Raw genomic sequence first — 20,457 nt, forward strand, 5'->3', positions numbered from 1 at the left:
CCAGCCATGACGCGACGGCGCTATGCCCATCTCGACGGGTTGCGGGCGGTTGCGGCGCTTGCCGTGATGGTCGAGCACATGTTTGGCGATCTCATCAGGCAGGCCCCTTCCGCGGTGGGCTCGATGAGCACGCTCGCCCAATCCGTGGTCCAGAATGTCAGTCTCGGCCGGTTCGGCGTGGCGCTGTTCTTCCTGATCAGCGGCTTCGTCGTGCCGTTCAGCATCGATGGCGAGCGGCCGCTCCGGCATTTCGCGATTGCGCGGCTGTTCCGGCTCTATCCAGCGCTGTGGCTGGCGCTGGCGGTGCTCATTGCGGTCGCCTGGTTCGCAGGAGAGACGCCGCGGACCGCGACCGTGCTGGCCAACATGACCATGGCGCCGCCGCTCTTCGGCCAGCCCTGGCTCTCGCCGATCCACTGGACCCTGTTCATCGAGCTGCTGTTCTATGTCCTCGTCGCGCTGCTGTTCGCGGCGGGGAGGCTGAGACATATCGGCGTCCTGCTTGCCTTGAGCCTGGCCCTGATCGCCGCGACGGTCGTGCCGGTCCAGTTGCGCATGCACGGCGTCGTCAACCTGCCGGTCCAGTATCTCGGCCTACACCTGTCCTTCCTGTTCCTCGGCCTGCTGCTGCGGCTCTGGCTGGTCGAGCGGAGGCGGGGAGGATGTCTCGCGGCGCTGGTTCTCGGGCTCGCGCAATTCGCAGCGCTCCTGTCGGTCGCGCAGTTCTCCCTGGCGCGCGGCGACAATTTCGTCATGGAGGGGCTGAGGCCCGTTCTGAGCGCCTATGTGCTCGCCTTCGTGGTCTTCCTCGTCGCGATCAGGCTGGAGCGGCCGCGCTCGCATTTCCTCGCGCGGATCGGGCTGATCAGCTACTCGATGTATCTGTTTCACGGGGTGGTCAACGCGCTGGTCTATCGCGTCCTGCCGCTGACCGGGCAACCTAGCGATATCGCCACGATGCTGGCCTGCACCGGCCTGACGCTGGCGCTGTCCTGGCTGGTCTATCTGACGGTCGAGCGCCCGATGATCAGGCTCGGGCGCAGAATCTCGTCGAAGCGCAGCGCTCCGCTCGCCGAGTCCTTGTCGCGTTCAGACACGTTCAATAGACAGGCGGACCGGAGCGGCCCGCTCGCTACCTCCGATACCCGCACCGGGGCGCTGGCGCTGCCAGCGTCGGACTATCGCGCCGTTCCGACGCAGTCGGAGATCGTCGTCGAAGCCGCCTCCGAAACCCAGGCGAGCGACAGGCTCGTCGGCGCGATCCTCGGGACTGCGATCGCCGCCGTCACTTTGAGCTGGTTCGCGCTGCTCGGTTATGTCGGCTGGGCGATCGTCGAGGCGTTGTGACCGTGCAAGGCGGTCAGCCCGGAGATTGCGGCGTCATGAATTCCGCGAAGAAGGCGGCGAGGGCCACGTGATCGTCGAGTGGCAGCACGTTGGCGACGTATTGGTCGGGCCGCACGATCACCAGGCAACCACGCTCCCGATCGATGCCGCGCAGGTCGAAAATGTCCTGACCGCTGCGAAGATCGGGGCAGAACACCTTCTCATAGTCGACCAGGCCGAGGCGGCCCTTGCGCGGCAGGAGCAGCTTCGGCAAGGCCTCGACCGCAACGTCGCGATGGGGCTGCTGAAGGATCGCGCGCAGGTCGATGACCGCGTCGATATCGGCTCCCGGCCGGGTGCAACGGCGCAGGGGCGACGAGGGGGAATCCGCCAGGGCATCGCAAAGCGCACGCAGGCGTGATGATGCCGAGGACGGGTCTGTCTTGTCGGCGAAGGCGTAGAGGCGCCAGCGGCCATCGGCCTGCGCGACATGGCCGAGCTCGACGGGCTTGGCGTCGCCGAGGCGGATCACCGGCGCCGAATGGAAGCGCGCGCCGATCGGCAGCCCTGTCGCGAGGCCGGCATGGGTCGAGTGGCCTGTCAGGGGAGACGGCGCGTAGCGGGTCGCGGTGCCCGCCGTGTAGCGGCCATGCCTGACGAAATAGGCCTCGACCTCCTTGGGATCGACGCCGTCGCCGGTCTCCGAGGTCTTCAGGGGGGCGCTCAGCAGCTTCGCCCAGTCGCGATCGAAATCGATCAGCTCCCTGGCGATCGCCTGGCGCTCGGCCGAGTAGCTGTGCAGCAGCTCGGGAGGGCATTGCCCGCGCAGGACCGCCGCCAGCTTCCAGCCCAGGTTGAAGGCATCCTGCATCGAGACGTTCATGCCCTGGCCGGCCTTCGGGCTATGGGTATGGCAGGCATCGCCGGCGATGAAGACGGCCGGCAGGCGCTGCTCGACCTCATCCGCCGGTACGTCGTCGAACTTGTCGCAGAGACGCTGGCCGATCTCGTAGACCGACCACCAGGCGACCTCCTTCACCTCGAATGTGTAGGGGCGCAGGATGCGCTGCGCCGCGGCGATCAGGTGCTCCACGCCGATATTGCGGCCCGCGACCCGCTCGTTCTCACTGAGCTTGTCGAGCTCGACATAGATCCGGATCAGATAGCCGCCCTCGCGGGGTATGATGATGATCGTGCCTTCGCCGGCGGACTGGATCAGCGCCTTCAGCCGCACATCCGGGAAATCGGTGACGGCGAGGACATCCATGACGCCCCAGGCCTGGTTGGCGGAATCCCCGTGCAGCGTGCGCCCGATCGACTTGCGCACGGCGCTGCGCGCGCCGTCGCAGCCGACGACATAGCGGGCCCTGACGGTCTCGATCTCGCCCTCATGCGTGGGATCGACACGTTCCAGCTTTACGCTCACCGGGTGCGACGAGGTGTTGTCGATCTGGAGATCGAGCAGGCGCCGGGAATAATCCGGCTCCAGCCGGCTCGGCGAGCGCCGCATCACGTCGAGGAAGAAGTCGTGGATCCGCGCCTGGTTCAGGATCACATGCGGGAATTCGGAAAGCCCGTCCTCGACATCCTGGATGCGGCCGCTGCGGGTGATCGCCTCCGGCCGCGTCGCGTCGGGTTTCCAGAAGACGGTCTCGTTGACCCAGTAGCTCTCCTTCAGTACCCGCTCGGAGAAGCCGAAGGCATCGAACATCTCGATGGTGCGGCAGGCGATGCCGTCGGCCTGGCCCAGCTCCAGCGGCCCGGGCTTCTGCTCGACGATCCGCGTCGTGATCTCGGGAAAGGCCGCGAGCTGCGCCGCCAGCGTCAGGCCTGCGGGGCCGCAGCCGACGATCAGGACATCGACCTCTTGCGGCAGCGAGCCACCCGTTGAGGAAGCGGCGAGATCGGTGGCAGGCTGGGAGATAGCGGGATCGCCCGTCCGAAAACCGTTGAGATGGAATTGCATGGCGGCCACCTTCGGTGAGGCAGAGCGTTGAGGTGGTTGTCGTCGTGCCGGGCGCTGTCAGCGCCGGCGGGCACGGGCCTGTTCGAGCCACATCTCCCAGGGGCGATGGACCTGCGCTTCGATGCTCGCGACGCAGGCGCGGCTTTCGCCCTCGGTCAGATAGGTGACTTCGCCGAGCTGCATCGCCTGGAGCTGGTAGCGCGCATTGAGTTCGGCATAGACGGCGCGGTAGACCGCCTGCTTGATCGAATAGCCGACCACGGTCGAGCCATGGCCGCGCATCAGCACGATGTCGTGCCCGTCGAAATGCTCGGCGAGGGCGCGGCCGAGATGATTGTTGCTGATCAAGAGGTCGGTCGCGTCGCCGCCGGCCTCGCGAATCTCGAAGACCGGGGCGCCCTGGCCGACGAAGCCGGCCATGTGGAACATTGCCTTGAGCCGCGTGCCCTTGACGACGCTGAGCGGCACGATCGAATGCGAATGGCTGTGAATGATGGCCATCACGTCGGGGCGCTTGCGGAAGATCTCGGCGTGGATGAAGCGCTCGAGATAGACTTTGCGTCCGTTGGCATTCACCGCTTCGCCATCGAGCGTGAACTCGACGATGTCCTCGGCCGCGACCCGGCTCGGCGCCATGTTGCGCGCCAGCAGGAAACGGTCGGGCCGCTTGTCATGGCGCACGCTGATATGGCCGAAGGCATCGACGACGCCCTGGTCGAAGAGGATGTGATTGGCGGCGACGAGGTCCCCGACGATCTCAGGCGAGGGAGCGACCGAGGCGGCGGCCGTATCGGCCACGTCGACGGCGATGGGGTGGTTACCATGGTCCGAAGTGCACATTGCTCGCTCTTTCCAAAGTCGCCTTGATCGAAATTCTACAGGCCAGGCCTTGCCGACAGGGCGGTCTCGCCGCCGAACCGGGCAGATGATCAGAGCGGCAGACGGGCGCGTGAGCCGCTTTCGGCCGCGCGAGCGACGCCCGGATTCCAGCAACTGGAACCGCTGGGGCCAACCTCCCATCCGGCGATCCCTGACAGATCGTCCGTATACTGATTAACAGAATACGCCCAGATTTTTGACTGTCAACCACGCGGCGAAAAATTCGGTCACGGCGATGCTCCGCTTGAACGGAGCGGGGGAGAATGGAGGAGGGAGGACGAGCCGCGTCCGGCCCGCAGGGGAGCGGCAAGCGCTGCCGCATGCGGCCTTGACCGGGCCTCGGGGAGGTCATGCAGGCTGAGGTCTGCGATAATTTGACAGTCTACAGAATGAAAGTATACAATCTATAGTCGAAGATCGGCTGTATCGGCCTGGTAGTATTCAGCTGGGCCGGCATATGAAGAATGGGCGTTGCCTCTGTTCAAGCGGCGAGATCTGCCCGCCCTATCACCAAGGCAAAGCGACGATGGCGATGGACGATATCTATCATATGCCCGGCCATCTCATCCGGCGCGCGCAGCAGATAGCCGTCTCGCTCTTTCTCGAGGAATGCGCGCCGGTCGATCTTACGCCCGTCCAATATGCGGCGCTGGTGACGGTGCGCGATAATCCCGGCATCGACGCGACCCGCCTGTCGGCCCTCGTCGCCTTCGATCGCTCGACGCTCGGCAATGTGCTCGAGCGGATGGAGGCGAAGGAGCTGATCCAGCGCTCGGGCAGCAAGGACGACAAGCGTATCAAGGTGTTGCACCTGTCGCCGAAGGGCGAGCGTATCCTGCAGGAGGCCGGGCCGCTGGCGCAGCGGGCCCAGGAGCGCATCCTCGCCCCGCTGACGCCGGACGACCGAGAGGTCTTCATGCGCATGCTGGCGCAGCTGGTCGAGCTCAACAACGACGCCTCGCGCGTGCCGCTGCGGCTTGCGGCCGGGCGCTCGACCGAAGCGGCCTGACCCACTCCGACATTCCCCGGATGGCTGTGATCGAGGCAGCCGCGCGAGTTCCGAGCGATCGGCATTCGTGCGGCTGGTCCCGCTCGGCGTTCGCCCGGTTCAGTCCGGGCAAAGCTGCCGTTCGCCGCGGCGGCATTTGACAGCTCCAAAATGTAATGCATACTGATAATAAGTATGCGTTCTTATTCCGAGGCATGCGCGGAACAAGCGCCCGGCGGCATCCCGTCGCCGCGCCGTGCTCCGCTGCAAGCCGCGATCGGGGAGCGCGGACGGCCTTTCGAAGCAAATCCAAGAACCGCACCAACGCGGCCCTATCCGGAGGACAATCAGATGATCATCACACGACGTGCCGCCTTGATCGGGCTCGCTGGCGCAGCGCTCGCGCCCCGTGCCGCCCTGGCCCAACGCAAGATCGTCAGGTTGATCGTGCCCGCCGCGGCGGGCGGTGCGATCGACGTCATCGGGCGGCTCTACGCCCAGCGCATCGCGCCGGCGCTCGACGAATCCTGGGTGGTCGAGAACAAGGCCGGCGCCAGCAATACGCTGGGCGCAGCCGACGTCGCGAGGTCCGCGCCCGACGGCACGACCTACCTCACCAATGCCGACATCCACATCATGGCGAAGCACGTCATGCGCAGCGTGTCCTATGATCCGCTGACGGATTTCACGCCGATCTCGCGCTTCGCGACCTCGCCGATGGTGCTGATCGGCTCGAGCAAGACCCCTGCCACCATGCCGGCGCTGATCGCCGACATGAAGGCGAAGCCCACCGAGTACACCTTCGCCAATTCGGCGCTGGGCAGCATGGGCCATCTCGCCACCGAGAGCTTCAAGCGCCGCACCGGCACGAGCGCGGAACTGGTCAATTATCGCGGCACTGCTCCGGCGATCACGGATGTGGTCGCCGCCCAGGTCCCGCTGATGGTCGCCCCGCTCGGCTCGGCCCTGTCGTTCATCGCCGACGGCAAGGTGCGCGCCTTCGCGATCATGGGCGCGCAGCGCAGCAAGCTCCTGCCGAACGTGCCGACCGCGGGCGAACTCGGACTGGCGGATATCGACTTCACGCTCTGGTACGGGCTGTGGGGGCCGAAGGGCCTGCCGGCCGAAACCGTGCAGCGCGTCAATGCCACGGTGCAGGCCGCCTCGAAGGATCGCGAGATCGTCGAGAAGCTGACGGCGCTCGGCGCCGAAGCCGTGACCGAGGACCCCGCGAGCTTCGCCAAGTTCATCGAGGCCGAGATCCAGCGCGCCAACCGCGTGGTCGAGGAAGCCGGCATCAAGCCGGGCTGACCGGGCGGCTTGGCCGACGGCGCAAGCCTAACAGGCTCGGCATGTCCACACACGGCATGGTCCACGCGACAGGGAGTTGAAAACAGCCGATCACGCTTCGCATCGGGCCCGCGATCGACTAGGTTGTCTAAAATCTGAGATTCAGATGATGCGGCAGATGAGGTCGGCTTGATGGCAATCCGGTTCAATGAAATCGGTGAGCGGCTGAAAGCCTACCGTCTGGGGCGTGGGCTTCAGGCTGAGGACGTCGCCGAACAGCTCGGGATTTCGCGGGCCGCGGTCTACCGGATCGAGGCCGGAGGCGTCGTCAAGATCGAGACCCTGGAGCGGCTGGCGACGCTGCTGGAGACAACCGTCGCATCGCTGCTCGGGGCGGGGGTCGAGTATTATTCCAGCCCGGTCAGCTATTTCGAGCGCATGCGGCAGATCGAGGAGCAGGCCGACCAGGTCGTCGCGCATTTCCCGCCACTGTCCTATCTGCTGACCTCGGACGACTACTCCGCCTCCCTGCGGCAGACGCTGGTGGAGGCGTTGCCGGCCCATATCGCCCGCGAGCAGGCCGTGGCGGAGATCGATGCGATCATCGCGATCCTCGACGAGCGCAAGAAGGCCCGCAAGCGCCGCCGCTTGAGCGTCGTCAACTTCGTCAACGTCCTGGAGATCGAGCGCTGGCTCAAGCTCGGCGTCGTCGGCCGCTTCAACCTGCCGCCGGCCGAACTGGCCCAGCGCCGGCTGGCGGCGCGCGTAGAGGTCGAGCATCTGATCGGGCTGATCGAGAGCGAGCCGATGGGCGTGCAGATTGGCCTGATCGAGGAGACGCTGCCGAACATCACGTTCCAGCTCTTCCGGACCGCCGAGAAGACGCTGCTGGGCCTGAGCCCGTTCCGGCTGGGCGGCGAATTGCCGAATGTCCGATCCGGCATCGCCATGCTGACCGCCGACGAGGAGCCCGTGCGCCTCTATGAGGAGATCGCCGACGGCCTCTGGCGCCGCGCCCTCAAGGGCAGTGACGCCGGAGCGGTCCTGCGGGCCGCCCTCGACCGCTCGGGGATCGCGCAGCCGCCGATGAAAGAGCCGTCTTCGGAGCTGGTCTGACGTCCGCTCGGCATTTCGATCATCGCGGCTTTGCCTGAGCATTGTCGCAGGAAAGAGCCTGTTCGGTTGTTGGTCGCAAAATTGAGATTTAATATTGCAATTGAGATTTCAGCGTGACATAAAGTGATCGAGGGATAGCGTCGGGGTTCTCCGATGATATCGCGAATTTCTCGCGGCCGAGCCTGATGCCCTGCCGCCAAGTGGCGCGTAAAGCGCTCTGAGAAAGCGGGCCAGCGCCCAAACTCCGACGATATCAAACCGGCCGGCAGCCGCGCGCGGAAGCGCGCGCTGGTGCTTTGGCGTTTCGATACGCATCGCAAAGAAAAGCAGAACGGGGGAATTCGCCGTGAGTGACAACCAGGCAGCCGTCAGCGGCTCCATCGCCATATCCTCTCCGACCGAGGTCGACAGCAAGGCCCGCAAGGCGCTTTGGGGCGCCGCCATCGGCTATGCCATGGACGGCTTCGACTTGCTGATCCTCGGCTTCATGCTGCGGACGATCTCGGCCGACCTGCAGCTGACGCAGGGCCAGGCCGCCTCGCTCGTCACCGCCACGCTGATCGGCGCCGTGCTCGGCGGCATCGGCTTCGGCATGCTGTCGGACCGCATCGGCCGCGTCCGCGTCCTGACCTGGACGATCGTCCTCTTCGCCGTGTTCACCGGCATGTGCGCTCTGGCGCAAGGCTATTGGGACCTGCTGATCTACCGCACCATCGCCGGGCTCGGCCTCGGCGGTGAATTCGGCATCGGCATGGCGCTGGTGGCGGAAGCCTGGCCGGCCTCGAAGCGGGCGCGCGCCTCGTCCTATGTCGGCCTCGGCTGGCAGGTCGGCGTGCTCGCGGCCGCGATCGCCACCCCGATCCTGCTGCCGACGATCGGCTGGCGCGGCATGTTCGCCATCGGCATCCTGCCGGCGGTCGCAGCCTATTTCATCCGCCATTCGCTGCATGAGCCCGAGGTGTTCGTTGCCCGCAGCAAGGACCGCCCGAAGGAATCGGCGCTGCGCCTGCTGGTCAAGGATTGGGACACCACCAAGCTCAGCCTCGGCATGGTCGTGCTCTGCTCGGTCCAGAATTTCGGCTATTACGGCGTGATGATCTGGTTGCCGAACTATCTGGCGACCCGTTTCGGCTTCGCCCTGACGCAGTCCGCCGTCTGGACCTCGGTCACCATCGCCGGCATGGCGGTCGGCATCTACGCCTTCGGTCATATCGCCGACCGGATCGGGCGCCGCCCGGCCTTCTTCGGCTACATGCTCGGCGCCGCCGTGATGGTCATCGTCTATTCGCGGCTGACCGACCCGCTCCAGCTCCTGGTCGCGGGCGCGGTGATGGGCTTCTTCGTCAACGGCATGCTCGGCGGCTATGGCGCGCTGATCAGCGAGCTCTTTCCGACATCCGCCCGGGCGACGGCGCAGAACGTCCTGTTCAATATCGGGCGCGGCGTCGGCGGCTTCGGTCCGCTCGTCGTCGGGACGATCGCGGCGGCCTACAGCTTCGAGATGGCGATCGCCTTGCTGGCGACGCTCTATCTGCTCGACATCCTCGCCATGTGGTTCCTGATCCCGGAGCGGCGTGGCGCTGAGCTCTCCTGAGCGCGAGGGGATGATCATGTCAGCCCAACACGATCAGTCCCAGGCGGCCGCGCGCTTCGGCGCGGCCATCGGCGGAAGCTGCCCTTCTGCGCCGTGGAAGGCGAGCATCGTCGCCGAGCTCGCCGAGGTCGTCCGCAACGAGGCGGTGAACGCCGAGTACCGGCACCTTGTGGTCAATTGCAGCGAGGAGGCCGCCGCGGCCCAGCCGGGGCAGTTCTTCCAGCTGCTCTGCCCGCAGCCGGCGGGCGAGCAGCCCTTCCTGCGCCGGCCGATGAGTCTCTACGGCGCCGATCCCGACAAGCGCCAGGTCGAGTTCCTCTACAAGGTGACGGGCGCCGGCACGCGCGGGCTCGATACGCTGAAGCCGGGTGACCGGCTCGACATCATGGGCCCGCTCGGCGTCGGTTTCACGCTGGATCCGGGCTGGCGCCACATCGTCGCCGTCGGGCGCGGAGCGGGGCTGGCGACGCTCGCTCCGCTCGCCAGGGCCGCGAAGGCCAATGGCACGCAGGTGACCGCGGTCTTCAGCGCGAGGCGGCCGGAGCTGCTCGTCTCGGTCGAGCTCTTCCACCGCCATGGTGCCGACGTCATCGCCGTCACCGATTCCGAAGCGACCAGCGGGCCGGCCAATGTCGAGCGCATCCTGCGCCGTCATATCGCCGAGGGTCGCTGCGATGCCTTCTTCACCTGTGGCTCGAGCCGGCTGATGCGGGTGCAGCAGCGCCTGGCACGCGAGTTCGGGCTGCCTGGCCAGGTCGCGATGGAGCAGCAAATGGCTTGCGGAATCGGCCTTTGCTACTGCTGCGTGCGCGACTTCAACGTCAATGGCGAGATCGTCAACCGGCGCGTCTGCTGGGACGGCCCGGTCTTCAACCTGATGGAGGCGCTGCCATGAATGCTGCGGTGAACTCCGGCATCCGTGCCGTCACACATGTCGACCTCTCCGTCGCCATTGGCGGGCTAACCTTGCGCAATCCGGTCATGCCGGCCTCCGGCACCTTCGCCGAAGGGCTGGAAAAGGTGATGGACTTCAACCGGCTCGGCGCCTTCGTCACCAAGACGATCACGCGCGAACTGCGCGCCGGCAATCCGCTGCCGCGCGTGGTCGAGCGGCCGGGCGGGCTGATCAACGCCATCGGCATCCCGTCCAGGGGCGTGCCCTATTTCGTCGAGACAACCATGCCGCATTATGCGGCCTATGATACGCCGCTGGTGGTGAGCATCTCGGCGCCGACGGCGGAAGGCTTCGCCAGCCTCGCGGCGGAGCTCTCGATCCCCGGCATCGCCGCGATCGAGGCCAACATCTCCTGTCCGAACATCGAGGAGGACGGCAAGGCCTTCGCGATGCGCGCGGAGTCCACCGAGAAGGTGACGCGCGAGCTGCGCAAGGCGACGAGGCTGCCGCTCTGGGTCAAGCTCACGCCCAATACCGGCGACGTGCCCGAGGTCGCGCGCGCTGCCGAGGCCGCCGGCGCCGACGCGGTCGTTGTCGCCAACACCATCCTGTCGATGGCGATCGACCTGAAGACCTTCAAGCCCTGCCTCGGCAACATCATGGGCGGGCTGTCGGGGCCGGCGATCAAGCCGATCGTGCTGCGCCAGGTCTTCCAATGCGCCAAGGCGGTGAAGATCCCGGTGATCGGCTGCGGCGGCATCTCCACCGCCGAGGACGCGATCGAGTACATGCTCGCCGGGGCGAGCGCCGTGCAGGTCGGCACGGCGACCTTCCTGCAGCCGGCGGCGATGACGACGATCATCGACGGGCTCGAGGCCTTCTGCCTGCGCCGCGAGATCCCGCGCGTCGCCGATCTGATCCATGGCGTCGTGATCGAGGAGGCCGACGAGCCCGATCTTGCCTGGCTGGACCCGGTCTCGTGACCGCGCAACCGGCCGAGATGCGCAACGTCTTCAGCGGCGACGAGGGCGACCGGGTCCTCGCCGAAGCCCTGTTCGGCTCCTTGCGCGAGGCGACGGGCGACGGTGTCGGCATCACCCGCGAAGCCTATAGCGAGCGCGAGTCGCTGGCGCTCGACCTGGTCGAGGCGAAGGCGCGCGAGCTCGGCCTCGCGACGGAGCGCGACGCCGGCGCCAATCTCGTCGTCACATTGGCGGGCCGCGAGCCGGAGCTGCCCTTCCTCGCTTGCGGCTCGCATCTCGATTCCGTGCCGCAAGGCGGGAACTTCGACGGCGCGGCCGGTGTCATCGCCGGGCTCGCCATCATCGCCCGCTTCAAGGAGGAGGGCTTCGTCCCGCGCCGGACGATCAAGGTCTACGCGCTGCGCGGCGAGGAGAGTGCCCGCTTCGGCAAGGCCTATATGGGCTCCAGCGCCCTGTTCGGGAAACTCTCGACCGCCGATCTTTCCGTGCGCGATCATGCGAGCGGCCAGGCTCTCTCGGAGTGCATGCGCGCTGTCGGCGTCGACATGGCCCGCGTCGAGAGGGCTGAGCCGCTGCTCGACCCCGCCACCGTCGCGGCCTGGATCGAGCTGCATATCGAGCAGGGACCGGTGCTGGTGGCGCGGGATTTGCCAATTGGCATCGTCACTGGCATCAGGGGCAATATCCGGCATCGCGAGGTCGAATGCCTTGGCGAGGCCGGCCATTCCGGCGCGGTGCCGCGCTGGCTCAGGCGCGACGCGGTCTTCGCCACCGCCGAGCTGATCACCCATCTCGACCGGCACTGGCGCACATTGCTGGAGCGCGGCCGCGACGTGGTCATAACGGCGGGCGTGCTCGGCACCGATCCGCAGGAGCATGCCATCGCGCGCATTCCCGGTACGGTGCGCTTCTCCTTTGAGGTGCGCAGCCAGAATCGCGAGACGCTGGAGGCCTTCTACGACCTCTTCCTCTCGGAATGCGGCCTGGTCGGCGAGGAGAGGGGGGTCGAATTCCGCGTCGACCGCCGGCTCGAATCCGCTCCTGCCGTGATGGATGCCGGCTGGATCGCCAGGCTCAAGGCCGCGGCGCGCAATCTCGGCCTGCCCGACGAGGACATCCCGAGCGGGGCGGGCCATGATGCGGCTGTTTTCGCCAATGCCGGCATCCCCAGCGCGATGATCTTCGTGCGCAACCAGAACGGTTCGCATAATCCACAAGAGGCCATGGCGATCGACGATTTCCTCGCCGGGATCGCGGTGATGCGGGACGCCATCAGGGAGGCGGTGCGATGAGCGCGAACGAGACGGGCCGCGAGGTCGCGCAGCTGCTGTTCAGGGCGGGCGCCATCCATGTCAGCCGCCAGCAGCCCTTCATCCTGGCCGCCGGCTGGGCCAGCCCCGTCTATGTCGATGTCCGCCTGCTGCTTGGCGATCCGCAACTGCGCCAGGCGGTCAGCGATCTTGCCGCCCGCTATGCCGGCGCGGCCTTTCCGCCCGGCAGCCTCGACGCGATCGCCGGCGCCGAGACGGCCGGCATTCCCTTCGCGGCCTGGCTCGCCGACAGGTTGGCCCTGAAGCTGCGCTATGTCCGCAAGCGCCCGCTCGGCATCGGCCGCAACGCCCAGGTCGAGGGCGGGTCGGTCGAGGGCCTGCGCGTGCTGCTGATGGACGACCTGACCACGGATGGTGGCAGCAAGCTCAACTTCGCCCGAGGCCTGCGCGCGGCGGGGGCTGTGGTCGAGCATGTCCTGACGATCTTCTACCACGACGCCTTCCCCGGCGCCGATGCCCGGCTGCGGGAGGCAGGCCTGACGCTCCATGCCCTCGCGAACTGGGGCGATGTCCTCCGCGCCGAGGCCGGCAGCGGGCTTTCGCCAGAGGATCGCGCCGAGATCGAGCGCTTCCTGGCCGATCCCGTGTCCTGGTCGACCCGCCATGGCGGCCGCGCCAGTCTTGCTCCCAGGACCTGAAGCCGGAAGGATCGGGTGATCGCGCGAGATGAAAAAAGGACTCCGACATGGCCGATGATGCCCCCCGCCCGGACAGCGTGCAGCTCGCCACGACGCAGACCATTGCGCTGGCCGAGATCTCGACCCGCCGCGAGCATGATCTGCTCGGCGAGGCCGATGTGCCCGCCGACGCCTATTGGGGCATCCATACCTTGCGGGCGGTCGAGAATTTCCCGATCACCGGCGTCCCGGTCGGCCATTTCCCCGAGCTGGTGCGCTCGCTCGCCTTGGTCAAGCAAGCTGCGGCCCGCGCCAACCGGCGCCTCGGCAACCTGCCGGCGGCCAAGGCCGAGGTGATCGACCGCGCCTGCGATCTCATCGCCAGGGACAACCGGTACCACGACCAGTTCGTCGTCGACGCCGTGCAGGGCGGAGCCGGGACCTCGACCAACATGAACGCCAACGAGGTCGTGGCCAATGTCGCGTTGGAGCTGATGGGGCGGCCGAAGGGCGATTATGGCGCGCTCCACCCCAATGACGACGTCAACATGGCCCAGTCGACCAACGACGCCTATCCGACGGCGCTGCGCCTGGCGGTGATCTTCGCGACCGAGCCGATGATCGCAGCGCTCGACGAGCTCGCCTTCGCCTTCAAGGCAAAGGCGGTCGAGTTCGCCGATGTGCTCAAGATCGGCCGGACTCAGCTCCAGGATGCCGTGCCGATGACGCTCGGCCAGGAGTTCGACGCCTATTTCGCGACGATCAAGGAGGACGTCTCGCGCCTGCGGGAAGCGGCTGCCCTGTTCCGCGAGATCAATCTCGGCGCGACCGCGATCGGCACCGGCATCACCGCCGACGCGCGCTATGCGGCGCTCGCCATCGAGGAGCTGGCACGCTCGGCGCGCCTGCCGCTGGTGCCGGCGACGAACCTGATCGAGGCGACCTCGGACATGGGCGCGTTCGTGCTGTTCTCGGGCGTGCTCAAGCGTGTCGCGGTCAAGCTCTCGAAGATCTGCAACGACCTGCGGCTCCTTTCGAGCGGGCCGCGGGCAGGCCTCAGCGAGATCCGCCTGCCGGCGGTCCAGGCGGGCTCCTCGATCATGCCGGGCAAGGTCAACCCGGTCATTCCGGAAGTGGTCAACCAAGTCGCCTATCTCGTCATCGGCCACGACCTGACCGTCACCATGTGCGCCGAGGGCGGGCAGCTCCAGCTCAACGCCTTCGAGCCGACCATCGGCTATTGTCTGCTTTCCTCGCTGCGCCATCTCACCGCCGCGGTGACGACGCTGACGACGCGCTGCGTCAACGGCATCGAGGCGGATCGCGAACGTTGTCGGGCGCTGGTCGAGGATTCAATCGGGCTGGTCACGGCGCTGGGCCCGGCGATCGGCTACGAGGCCTCCTCGCGTGTCGCCAAGCGCGCGCTCGCCGAGAAGCGCAAGGTCGCCGAGATCGTGCTCGAGGAAGGGCTGCTCACGCTCGCCGAGCTCGACGAATTGCTGCGCATCGAGGCGATGACCGCCCCTTCGCGCGCCAAGCCGCCGACCCCGTCGCGCGCCTGAGCGCGACATCCCGCCGACCCATCGCGGTCATGATCGCAATTTCGCGGAGAGATGATGAACGAGCTTTTGAACTGGCTGCAGCAGCAGAAGGGCAGCCTGCGCACCTATGTCGAATTCCAGGATCGGGCGCTGGCCCTGCGCGCCGACGCGCCGGAACAAGCCGCTCTGCTTCGCCTGCTCGCCGATCTCACCGGCCGCTTCGTCGAGGCCTATGACCGCCAACCGCTCTCCGCCGAGATCGCGGCGCGGGCGCTGGATCAGCTCACCGAGTTTCTCGGCAAGGCCGTTGGCGGACGCACCGCGGGGCCGGCCGACCAGCTCGCCCTGCTCAACCAGATCGGGGCCAGCGAGCTCGCCTGACGGGGAACGGAGGGAGGCCGGCTTTCGCGCCGGCGCGACCCGGCTCAGCCCGCCACGCCGGCCAGTTCCTTCTGGCGGATGCAGGCGACGCTGTGGCCGGAGCCGACCTCCTCGATGGGGGGAATCGCGCTGGCGCAGGCGTCGATGACATGCGGGCAGCGCGTGCGGAAAACGCAGCCCGAGGGCGGGTTCAGCGGGCTCGGAATATCTCCCTTGAGGATCACGCGCTCGCGCCTGACGCTGGGATCGGGCACCGGCGCCGCCGAGAGCAGCACCTTGGTGTAGGGGTGGCGCGGATTGGCGTAGACCTCCTGCGCCGGGCCCTTCTCCATGATCCGGCCGAGATAGAGCACGACGATGTCGTCGCAGAGATACTCGACGACCGAAAGGTCATGGCTGATGAAGACCATGGTCAGGCCGAGCTCGCGCTGCAGCTCCTGGATCAGGTTGAGCACCTGCGCCTGGACCGAGACGTCGAGCGCCGAGACCGGCTCGTCGGCGATGATCAATTCCGGCTCGACCACGAGCGCGCGGGCGATGCCGATGCGCTGGCGCTGGCCGCCGGAGAATTCGTGCGGGTAGCGCCTTGCATGGTCGGGATTGAGCCCGACCCGGCCAAGCAGTTCGGCGATGCGCGCCTCGCGGGCCTTGCCGCGAGCGAGCCCGTGCGTGTCGATCGCCTCGCCGATGATCTCGCCGACGCGCATGCGCGGGTTGAGGCTGGAATACGGGTCCTGGAAGATGATCTGCAGGCGGCGGCGATAGCCGCGCAGCGCCTTCTCTGACAGCCCGAACAGATCGATGCCGTCGAAGACAGCCTCGCCGCCGGACGGTTCGACGAGACGCAGGATGCAGCGCCCGACCGTGGTCTTGCCCGAGCCGGATTCGCCGACGATGCCGACGATGCTGCCGCGGCGGACATCGAAGGAGACGTCCGAGACGGCGCGAACCTCGCCACCGCGCGTCGGGAAGATCTTCTGGAGATTGCGGACGGAGAGCAGCGGCGCTTCCGTCTTGTCCGCATGGGCGGGCGTGCTTGCAGCGGTCACAGCGCGTCGTGCCTCCAGCAGCGGGTGAGATGGGCGGCGGCGACGTCGATCAGCGGCGGCGCGTCCTGCGTGCAGCGCTCCTCCACCAGCGGACAGCGCGGCGCATAGCTGCAGCCGGGCGGCAGCGCGAGCGGGCTCGGGACATTGCCCGGAATGGCGTTGAGCAGGGCCCGACCCTGGCCGGGAATACGGTCGCGCCGGGCATCGGGGATGCAGGCGAGCAGGCCGCGCGTATAGGGATGGCGCTGCCGCGCGAATAGTCCGCCGACCGGCCCCTGCTCGACGACGCGCCCGGCATACATCACCGCGACCTCATGGGCGATTTCGGCGACGACGCCGAGATTATGGGTGATGAACAGGATGCTCATGCCGATCTCGGCCTGGAGCCGGCGCAGCAGATCGAGGATCTGCGCCTGGATGGTGACGTCGAGCGCCGTGGTCGGCTCGTCGGCGATCAGCAGCGATGGGTTGCAGGACAAGGCCAGCGCGATCATCACGCGCTGACGCATGCCGCCGGACATCTCGTGCGGATACTGCGCGAGGCGTCGCTCGGCCGCGGGTATCTCGACCAGCTCGAGCATCTGCTTGGCCCGCGCCCGCGCCTGGCTGCGCGACATCTTCTCGTGCAGCAGGATCATCTCCATGATCTGGTCGCCGATGGTGAAGAGCGGGTTGAGGCTCGTCATCGGCTCCTGGAAGATCATCGCGATCTCGCTGCCGCGGATGGCACGCATCCGCTTCAGTGGGACCTGCGCAAGATCGATGACCTCGCCGCTGCGCAGGCGGTAGAGGATGCGCCCGCCGACGATGCGGCCGGGATCGGCGAGCAGCCGCATGATGGTGAGGCTGGTCACCGACTTGCCGGAGCCGGATTCACCGACCACCGCCAGCGTCTGGCCGCGACGCAGCGAGAAGCTGACGCCGTCGACCGACTTGATCGCCTGCGAGCCGATGAGGAAGTGGGTCTGCAGGTCCTCGACCTTGAGCAGGATGTCGTCGCCGGCCCGGGATGCGGCGACGGGGGCGAGTTCCATGGTCGCCATCGTCACAGGTCCTTTCGCAGGCGCGGATCGAGCAGATCGCGCAGGCCGTCGCCGACCAGCTGCAGCGACAGCACGGTCAGCACGATCGCGGCACCGGGGAACAGCATCATCCAGTCGGCCTGGCCGATGTATTGGCGCCCGCCGGCGATCATCGTGCCCCAGGTCGGGACCTCCGGGCTGACGCCGACGCCGAGGAAGGACAAGCTCGCTTCGGCCAGCATCGCATAGGCGAAGATGAAGCTGGCCTGGACCAGGATCGGCGAGACGAGGTTGCGCAGGACATGGCGCGTCATGATCCGCCAGGTCGGCACGCCGAGCGCGCGTGCCGCCTCGACATAGGGCAATTCGCGGATGATCAGCGTCGAGGCGCGCACGATGCGGGCAAGGCGCGGCGCATAGACGATCCCGAGCGCAACGATCACGGTCGCGAGCGAAGGGCCGAGCGCCGCGACCAGCGAGATCGCCAGCAGGATGTCGGGGAAGGCCATCATCGCGTCGATGATGCGGGCGATGACGCTGTCCAGCTTGCGGAAGAAGCCGGCCATCAGGCCGAGCGTGATGCCGAGCACGGCGGCGAGCGCGGTCGCGGCCGCGCCCACCAGCAGCGAGAGCTGGCCGGCATAGATCGTGCGGCTGAAGATGTCGCGGCCGAACTCGTCGGTGCCGAAGAACCAGCGCTCGCTCGGCGGTTTCAGGCGGTTCACCACCGAAAGCCGGCTCGGCGAATAGGGCGCGATCAGCGGCGCGAGGATCGCCAGCAACGCGATGATGGTGAGGACGATGAGGCCGATCACCAGCGTCTTGCGCTGCAGGATCAGGCTGGCGAGCCGCGGACGGCCGGCGGGAGCGGAGGAGGCGGCCATCAGTAGCGCACCCTTGGATCGATTGCGAGGTAGAGCATGTCGATCAGGAAGTTGATCAGCACATAGAGGGCGGCAATGACGAGGAGCGCGCCCTGGATGACCGGATAGTCGCGGCGCAGCACCGCCGAGACGACGAGATTGCCGATGCCCGGCAGGCTGAACACGGTCTCCGTCACCACCGCGCCCGAGACCAGCAGCGCCGCAGTCAGGCCGACCACGGTCAGCACCGGGATCAGCGCGTTCTTGAAGGCGTGCTTCATCACCACGCCCCACTCGCCCATGCCCTTCGAGCGGGCGGTGCGGACATAGTCGTCGTTCAGCACGTCGAGCATCGAGGCGCGGGTGAAGCGGGTGATCAGCGCTGAGGAGACGATGCCGAGCGCCAGCGCCGGCAGGACGAGATGGCGCAGCCGCTCGATGAAGGAGGCGTCCGGGCCGCCATAGCCGGAGGCCGGCATCCAGCCATAGCGCACGGCGAAGACCTGTATCAGGATCAGGCCGAGCCAGAAGCTCGGAATGCTCGCGGCGAACATGGCGAAGGTGGTGGCGAGCTGGTCGAACAGCGAGCCGCGCTTATAGGCCGAGAGAATGCCGACCGGCAGCGCGATCGCACTGGCGATCAGGATCGAGAACAGGGTGAGGAAGAAGGTCGGCTCGGCCCGCTCGGCAAGCGCGCTCAGCACCGGCATGTTGAGGAAGATCGACTGGCCGAGGTCGCCGCGCAGCATCTGGCCGAGGAACAGCACATATTGCGTCAGCAGCGACTGATCGAGCCCGAGCCTGCTGCGCAGGCCGGCGATGTCGGCGGCCGTCGCATCGGGTCCGAGCATGACCGCCGCCGGGTCGCCAGGGGCGACGCGGACGATGATGAAGACGATCGTCACGACGGTGAACATCACCGCCAGCATGCCGAGGATGCGCTGCATCACATATCGCGTCATCGCGTGCCGGTTCCCCATTGCTTCATCGAGGCTTCGCCCCGGTCATGAACGCAGGCCCGTGGCCGTGCGCAGGGCACGGTCACGGGCGTCTCAGAGGTGGCCCAAAGGCCGCCTCAGCCGGTCACGGCTTGAGCGAGGCGTTCCAGAAATACGGCCAGGGCGAGGCCGTGTAGCCGGCAAGGCGCGGGGCCTTGGCGCTGAGGGCGGCGAAGTCACCGACCTTGTAGAACGGCGCTTCGTCGAAGATCAGCTTCTGCAGGTCGGCGAAGATGGCGACGCGCTTCTTCTCGTCCGACTCGGCATTGAGGGCCGAGAGCAGCTTGTTCTTGGCTTCGCTCGCCCACCAGCCGGGATAGCTGTCCGGCAGCGGTGCGATCAAAGCCGGCTCGGCCAGGAACGGGCTGTGGGTGATGAAGATGTCCCACAGGGCCGGCTCGGCCCGGCGCTGCACCAGGGTCGCCCAGTCGACGACCTGCAGGTCGACCTTGAGGCCGGCGGCCTTGAGATACTCGGCGGCGACCTGCGCCATCTTGTAGTGGAACTCGTATTGCCGGCTGGTCAGGATCCGGATCGGCGCGCCGTCATACTTGGCGGTCTTCGCCAGGGCCTTGGCCTTGTCGGCATCGCCCTGATTGTAGGCCTTGATGCCGGCGTCGCTGCGCCAGGCATAGCCTTCCGGATACATGGCGCCGTCGACCTTGTAGAATTCGGGCTTGCCGAAGGCCGCGGCCAGCATGTCCTCGGCATTGAGCGCCGCCTGGACAGCCTTGCGCATGTCCTTGGACGTCATCATGCCCTGCTTGCTGTTCATGATGAACATCGGCCAGCCGAAGCCCTGCATCAGCAACGGCTCGGTCTTGGCCTGGCCCTTCAGCCGATCATAGGCCTCGACCGGGATCAGGTCGGCGAAGTCGAACTGGCCGGCGAGTGCGCCCTCGACGCGGGTGTTGGCATCCGGCACCGGCACGAAGCGGATCTCGTCGAGATACTGCTTGCGCGCGCCGCCGAAGCCGTCGGGCTCGCCCTGGCGCTGCTTGTAGCCGTCGAAGCGGGTCAGCTGGATGTACTGGTCGGGCTTGCGCTCCTTGAGCTGGTAAGGCCCGGTGCCGATCACCTCCTTGATCGGGTTCTCCATCTTGTCCGCCGGCATGATCACCGCGGCCGAGTTGTTGAAGGCGAGCAGCGCGGTCAGCGGCGCGAACGGGGCCTTCAGCGTGATCTTGACCGTCTTCTCGTGGGACGCCTCGATTGCGGCGATGTTGTCGGCGACGAGCTTGCCGCGCGAGGCCAATTCGGTCCAGCGCTTCAGCGAGGCGACGACGTCCTGCGCGGTCATCGCCTTGCCGTTGTGGAAGGTGACGCCCTGGCGCAGCGGGATGGTGTAGACCTTGCCGCCGTCGCTGATCTGCGGAAGCGTCTCGGCCAAGAGCGGCGTCAGCGCCCAGTTCTTGTCGAAGGTGTAGAGCGTCTCGTAGAAATGCTGGGTGATCATTCCCAGCAGGTCGCCGGCCGCGACCATCGGGTCGAGCGTGTTGGGCTCGCCGATCGTGGCGACGTTAATCACTCCGCCCTTCTGCTGGGCGAGAGCCGGCGCCCCCGCGCCTACCGCAACGGCGAGTGCCGCCGCGCCGATCCGGGTCAATTTCTGCAACAT

18 protein-coding genes are annotated in these 20,457 nt (G+C 67.1%); 11 read left to right on the forward strand and 7 right to left on the reverse strand.

What is annotated here, in order from left to right; translation table 11 throughout:
• Nucleotides 1–6: 6 nt before the first annotated feature.
• Nucleotides 7–1,347, forward strand: a complete 1,341-nt coding sequence (locus ASE66_RS15340) for an acyltransferase family protein (RefSeq protein WP_057190582.1) — start codon at nt 7–9, stop codon at nt 1,345–1,347.
• A gap of 13 nt (nt 1,348–1,360) precedes the next feature.
• Here ASE66_RS15340 and ASE66_RS15345 read toward each other — a convergent pair whose 3' ends face one another.
• Nucleotides 1,361–3,292 (reverse strand): FAD-binding monooxygenase, encoded by a 1,932-nt coding sequence (locus ASE66_RS15345; protein WP_057190583.1) that lies wholly within the window; start codon nt 3,290–3,292, stop codon nt 1,361–1,363.
• Nucleotides 3,293–3,349: 57 nt separating this feature from the next.
• Nucleotides 3,350–4,132 carry a class II aldolase/adducin family protein gene (locus ASE66_RS15350; protein ID WP_057190584.1) on the reverse strand — a complete coding sequence of 261 codons (783 nt, stop codon included), beginning with the start codon at nt 4,130–4,132 and terminating at the stop codon, nt 3,350–3,352.
• Nucleotides 4,133–4,703: 571 nt separating this feature from the next.
• Between ASE66_RS15350 and ASE66_RS15355 the strand changes: the two genes are divergently transcribed.
• From ASE66_RS15355 to ASE66_RS15400, 10 genes are all read left to right on the forward strand, one after another.
• Complete coding sequence (locus ASE66_RS15355) at nt 4,704–5,180, forward strand: MarR family winged helix-turn-helix transcriptional regulator (RefSeq protein WP_413814275.1); 477 nt, start codon at nt 4,704–4,706, stop codon at nt 5,178–5,180.
• Nucleotides 5,181–5,510: 330 nt separating this feature from the next.
• Nucleotides 5,511–6,470 (forward strand): Bug family tripartite tricarboxylate transporter substrate binding protein, encoded by a 960-nt coding sequence (locus ASE66_RS15360; protein ID WP_057190586.1) that lies wholly within the window; start codon nt 5,511–5,513, stop codon nt 6,468–6,470.
• 171 nt (nt 6,471–6,641) lie between these two features.
• The gene (locus tag ASE66_RS15365; RefSeq protein ID WP_057190587.1) at nt 6,642–7,565 is read left to right on the forward strand and encodes a helix-turn-helix domain-containing protein; all 924 of its coding nucleotides are present in this window, start codon (nt 6,642–6,644) and stop codon (nt 7,563–7,565) included.
• Nucleotides 7,566–7,911: 346 nt separating this feature from the next.
• The gene (locus ASE66_RS15370; RefSeq protein WP_156412179.1) at nt 7,912–9,159 is read left to right on the forward strand and encodes an MFS transporter; all 1,248 of its coding nucleotides are present in this window, start codon (nt 7,912–7,914) and stop codon (nt 9,157–9,159) included.
• 16 nt (nt 9,160–9,175) lie between these two features.
• Nucleotides 9,176–10,054: a dihydroorotate dehydrogenase electron transfer subunit gene (locus tag ASE66_RS15375; protein ID WP_082613534.1), complete on the forward strand. Its 879-nt coding sequence runs from the start codon at nt 9,176–9,178 to the stop codon at nt 10,052–10,054.
• Nucleotides 10,051–11,037 (forward strand): dihydroorotate dehydrogenase, encoded by a 987-nt coding sequence (locus ASE66_RS15380; RefSeq protein WP_057190588.1) that lies wholly within the window; start codon nt 10,051–10,053, stop codon nt 11,035–11,037. Before ASE66_RS15375 ends, ASE66_RS15380 begins: the two co-directional genes overlap by 4 nt.
• On the forward strand, nt 11,034–12,329 hold the full coding sequence (locus tag ASE66_RS15385) for a Zn-dependent hydrolase (protein WP_244494937.1): 1,296 nt from the start codon (nt 11,034–11,036) through the stop codon (nt 12,327–12,329). Before ASE66_RS15380 ends, ASE66_RS15385 begins: the two co-directional genes overlap by 4 nt.
• Nucleotides 12,326–13,006, forward strand: a complete 681-nt coding sequence (locus tag ASE66_RS15390; protein ID WP_057190589.1) for an orotate phosphoribosyltransferase — start codon at nt 12,326–12,328, stop codon at nt 13,004–13,006. Before ASE66_RS15385 ends, ASE66_RS15390 begins: the two co-directional genes overlap by 4 nt.
• Nucleotides 13,007–13,053: 47 nt before the next feature.
• Entirely contained in the window at nt 13,054–14,547 is a 1,494-nt protein-coding gene (locus ASE66_RS15395; RefSeq protein WP_082613487.1) for an aspartate ammonia-lyase, read from the forward strand.
• A 54-nt stretch (nt 14,548–14,601) separates the two neighbouring features.
• On the forward strand, nt 14,602–14,907 hold the full coding sequence (locus ASE66_RS15400) for a hypothetical protein (protein WP_156412180.1): 306 nt from the start codon (nt 14,602–14,604) through the stop codon (nt 14,905–14,907).
• A 44-nt stretch (nt 14,908–14,951) separates the two neighbouring features.
• Here ASE66_RS15400 and ASE66_RS15405 read toward each other — a convergent pair whose 3' ends face one another.
• The 5 genes from ASE66_RS15405 to ASE66_RS15425 all read right to left on the reverse strand — a co-directional run bounded on the left by ASE66_RS15405 (nt 14,952) and on the right by ASE66_RS15425 (nt 20,457).
• Entirely contained in the window at nt 14,952–15,956 is a 1,005-nt protein-coding gene (locus ASE66_RS15405) for an ABC transporter ATP-binding protein (protein WP_057190591.1), read from the reverse strand.
• A complete protein-coding gene (locus ASE66_RS15410) occupies nt 15,953–16,999 on the reverse strand; it encodes an ABC transporter ATP-binding protein (protein ID WP_156412182.1) in 1,047 nt (348 codons plus the stop codon). Before ASE66_RS15410 ends, ASE66_RS15405 begins: the two co-directional genes overlap by 4 nt.
• 2 nt (nt 17,000–17,001) lie before the next feature.
• Nucleotides 17,002–17,862, reverse strand: a complete 861-nt coding sequence (locus ASE66_RS15415) for an ABC transporter permease (protein WP_057190592.1) — start codon at nt 17,860–17,862, stop codon at nt 17,002–17,004.
• Nucleotides 17,862–18,803 carry an ABC transporter permease gene (locus tag ASE66_RS15420; RefSeq protein WP_057190593.1) on the reverse strand — a complete coding sequence of 314 codons (942 nt, stop codon included), beginning with the start codon at nt 18,801–18,803 and terminating at the stop codon, nt 17,862–17,864. The genes ASE66_RS15415 and ASE66_RS15420 overlap by 1 nt, the downstream gene beginning before the upstream one ends.
• A gap of 121 nt (nt 18,804–18,924) precedes the next feature.
• Nucleotides 18,925–20,457: an ABC transporter substrate-binding protein gene (locus ASE66_RS15425; RefSeq protein ID WP_082613489.1), complete on the reverse strand. Its 1,533-nt coding sequence runs from the start codon at nt 20,455–20,457 to the stop codon at nt 18,925–18,927.

It is taken from the genome of Allobosea sp. Root483D1 (assembly GCF_001429505.1).
In the GTDB taxonomy this organism is placed as follows: Bacteria; Pseudomonadota; Alphaproteobacteria; order Rhizobiales; family Beijerinckiaceae; genus Allobosea.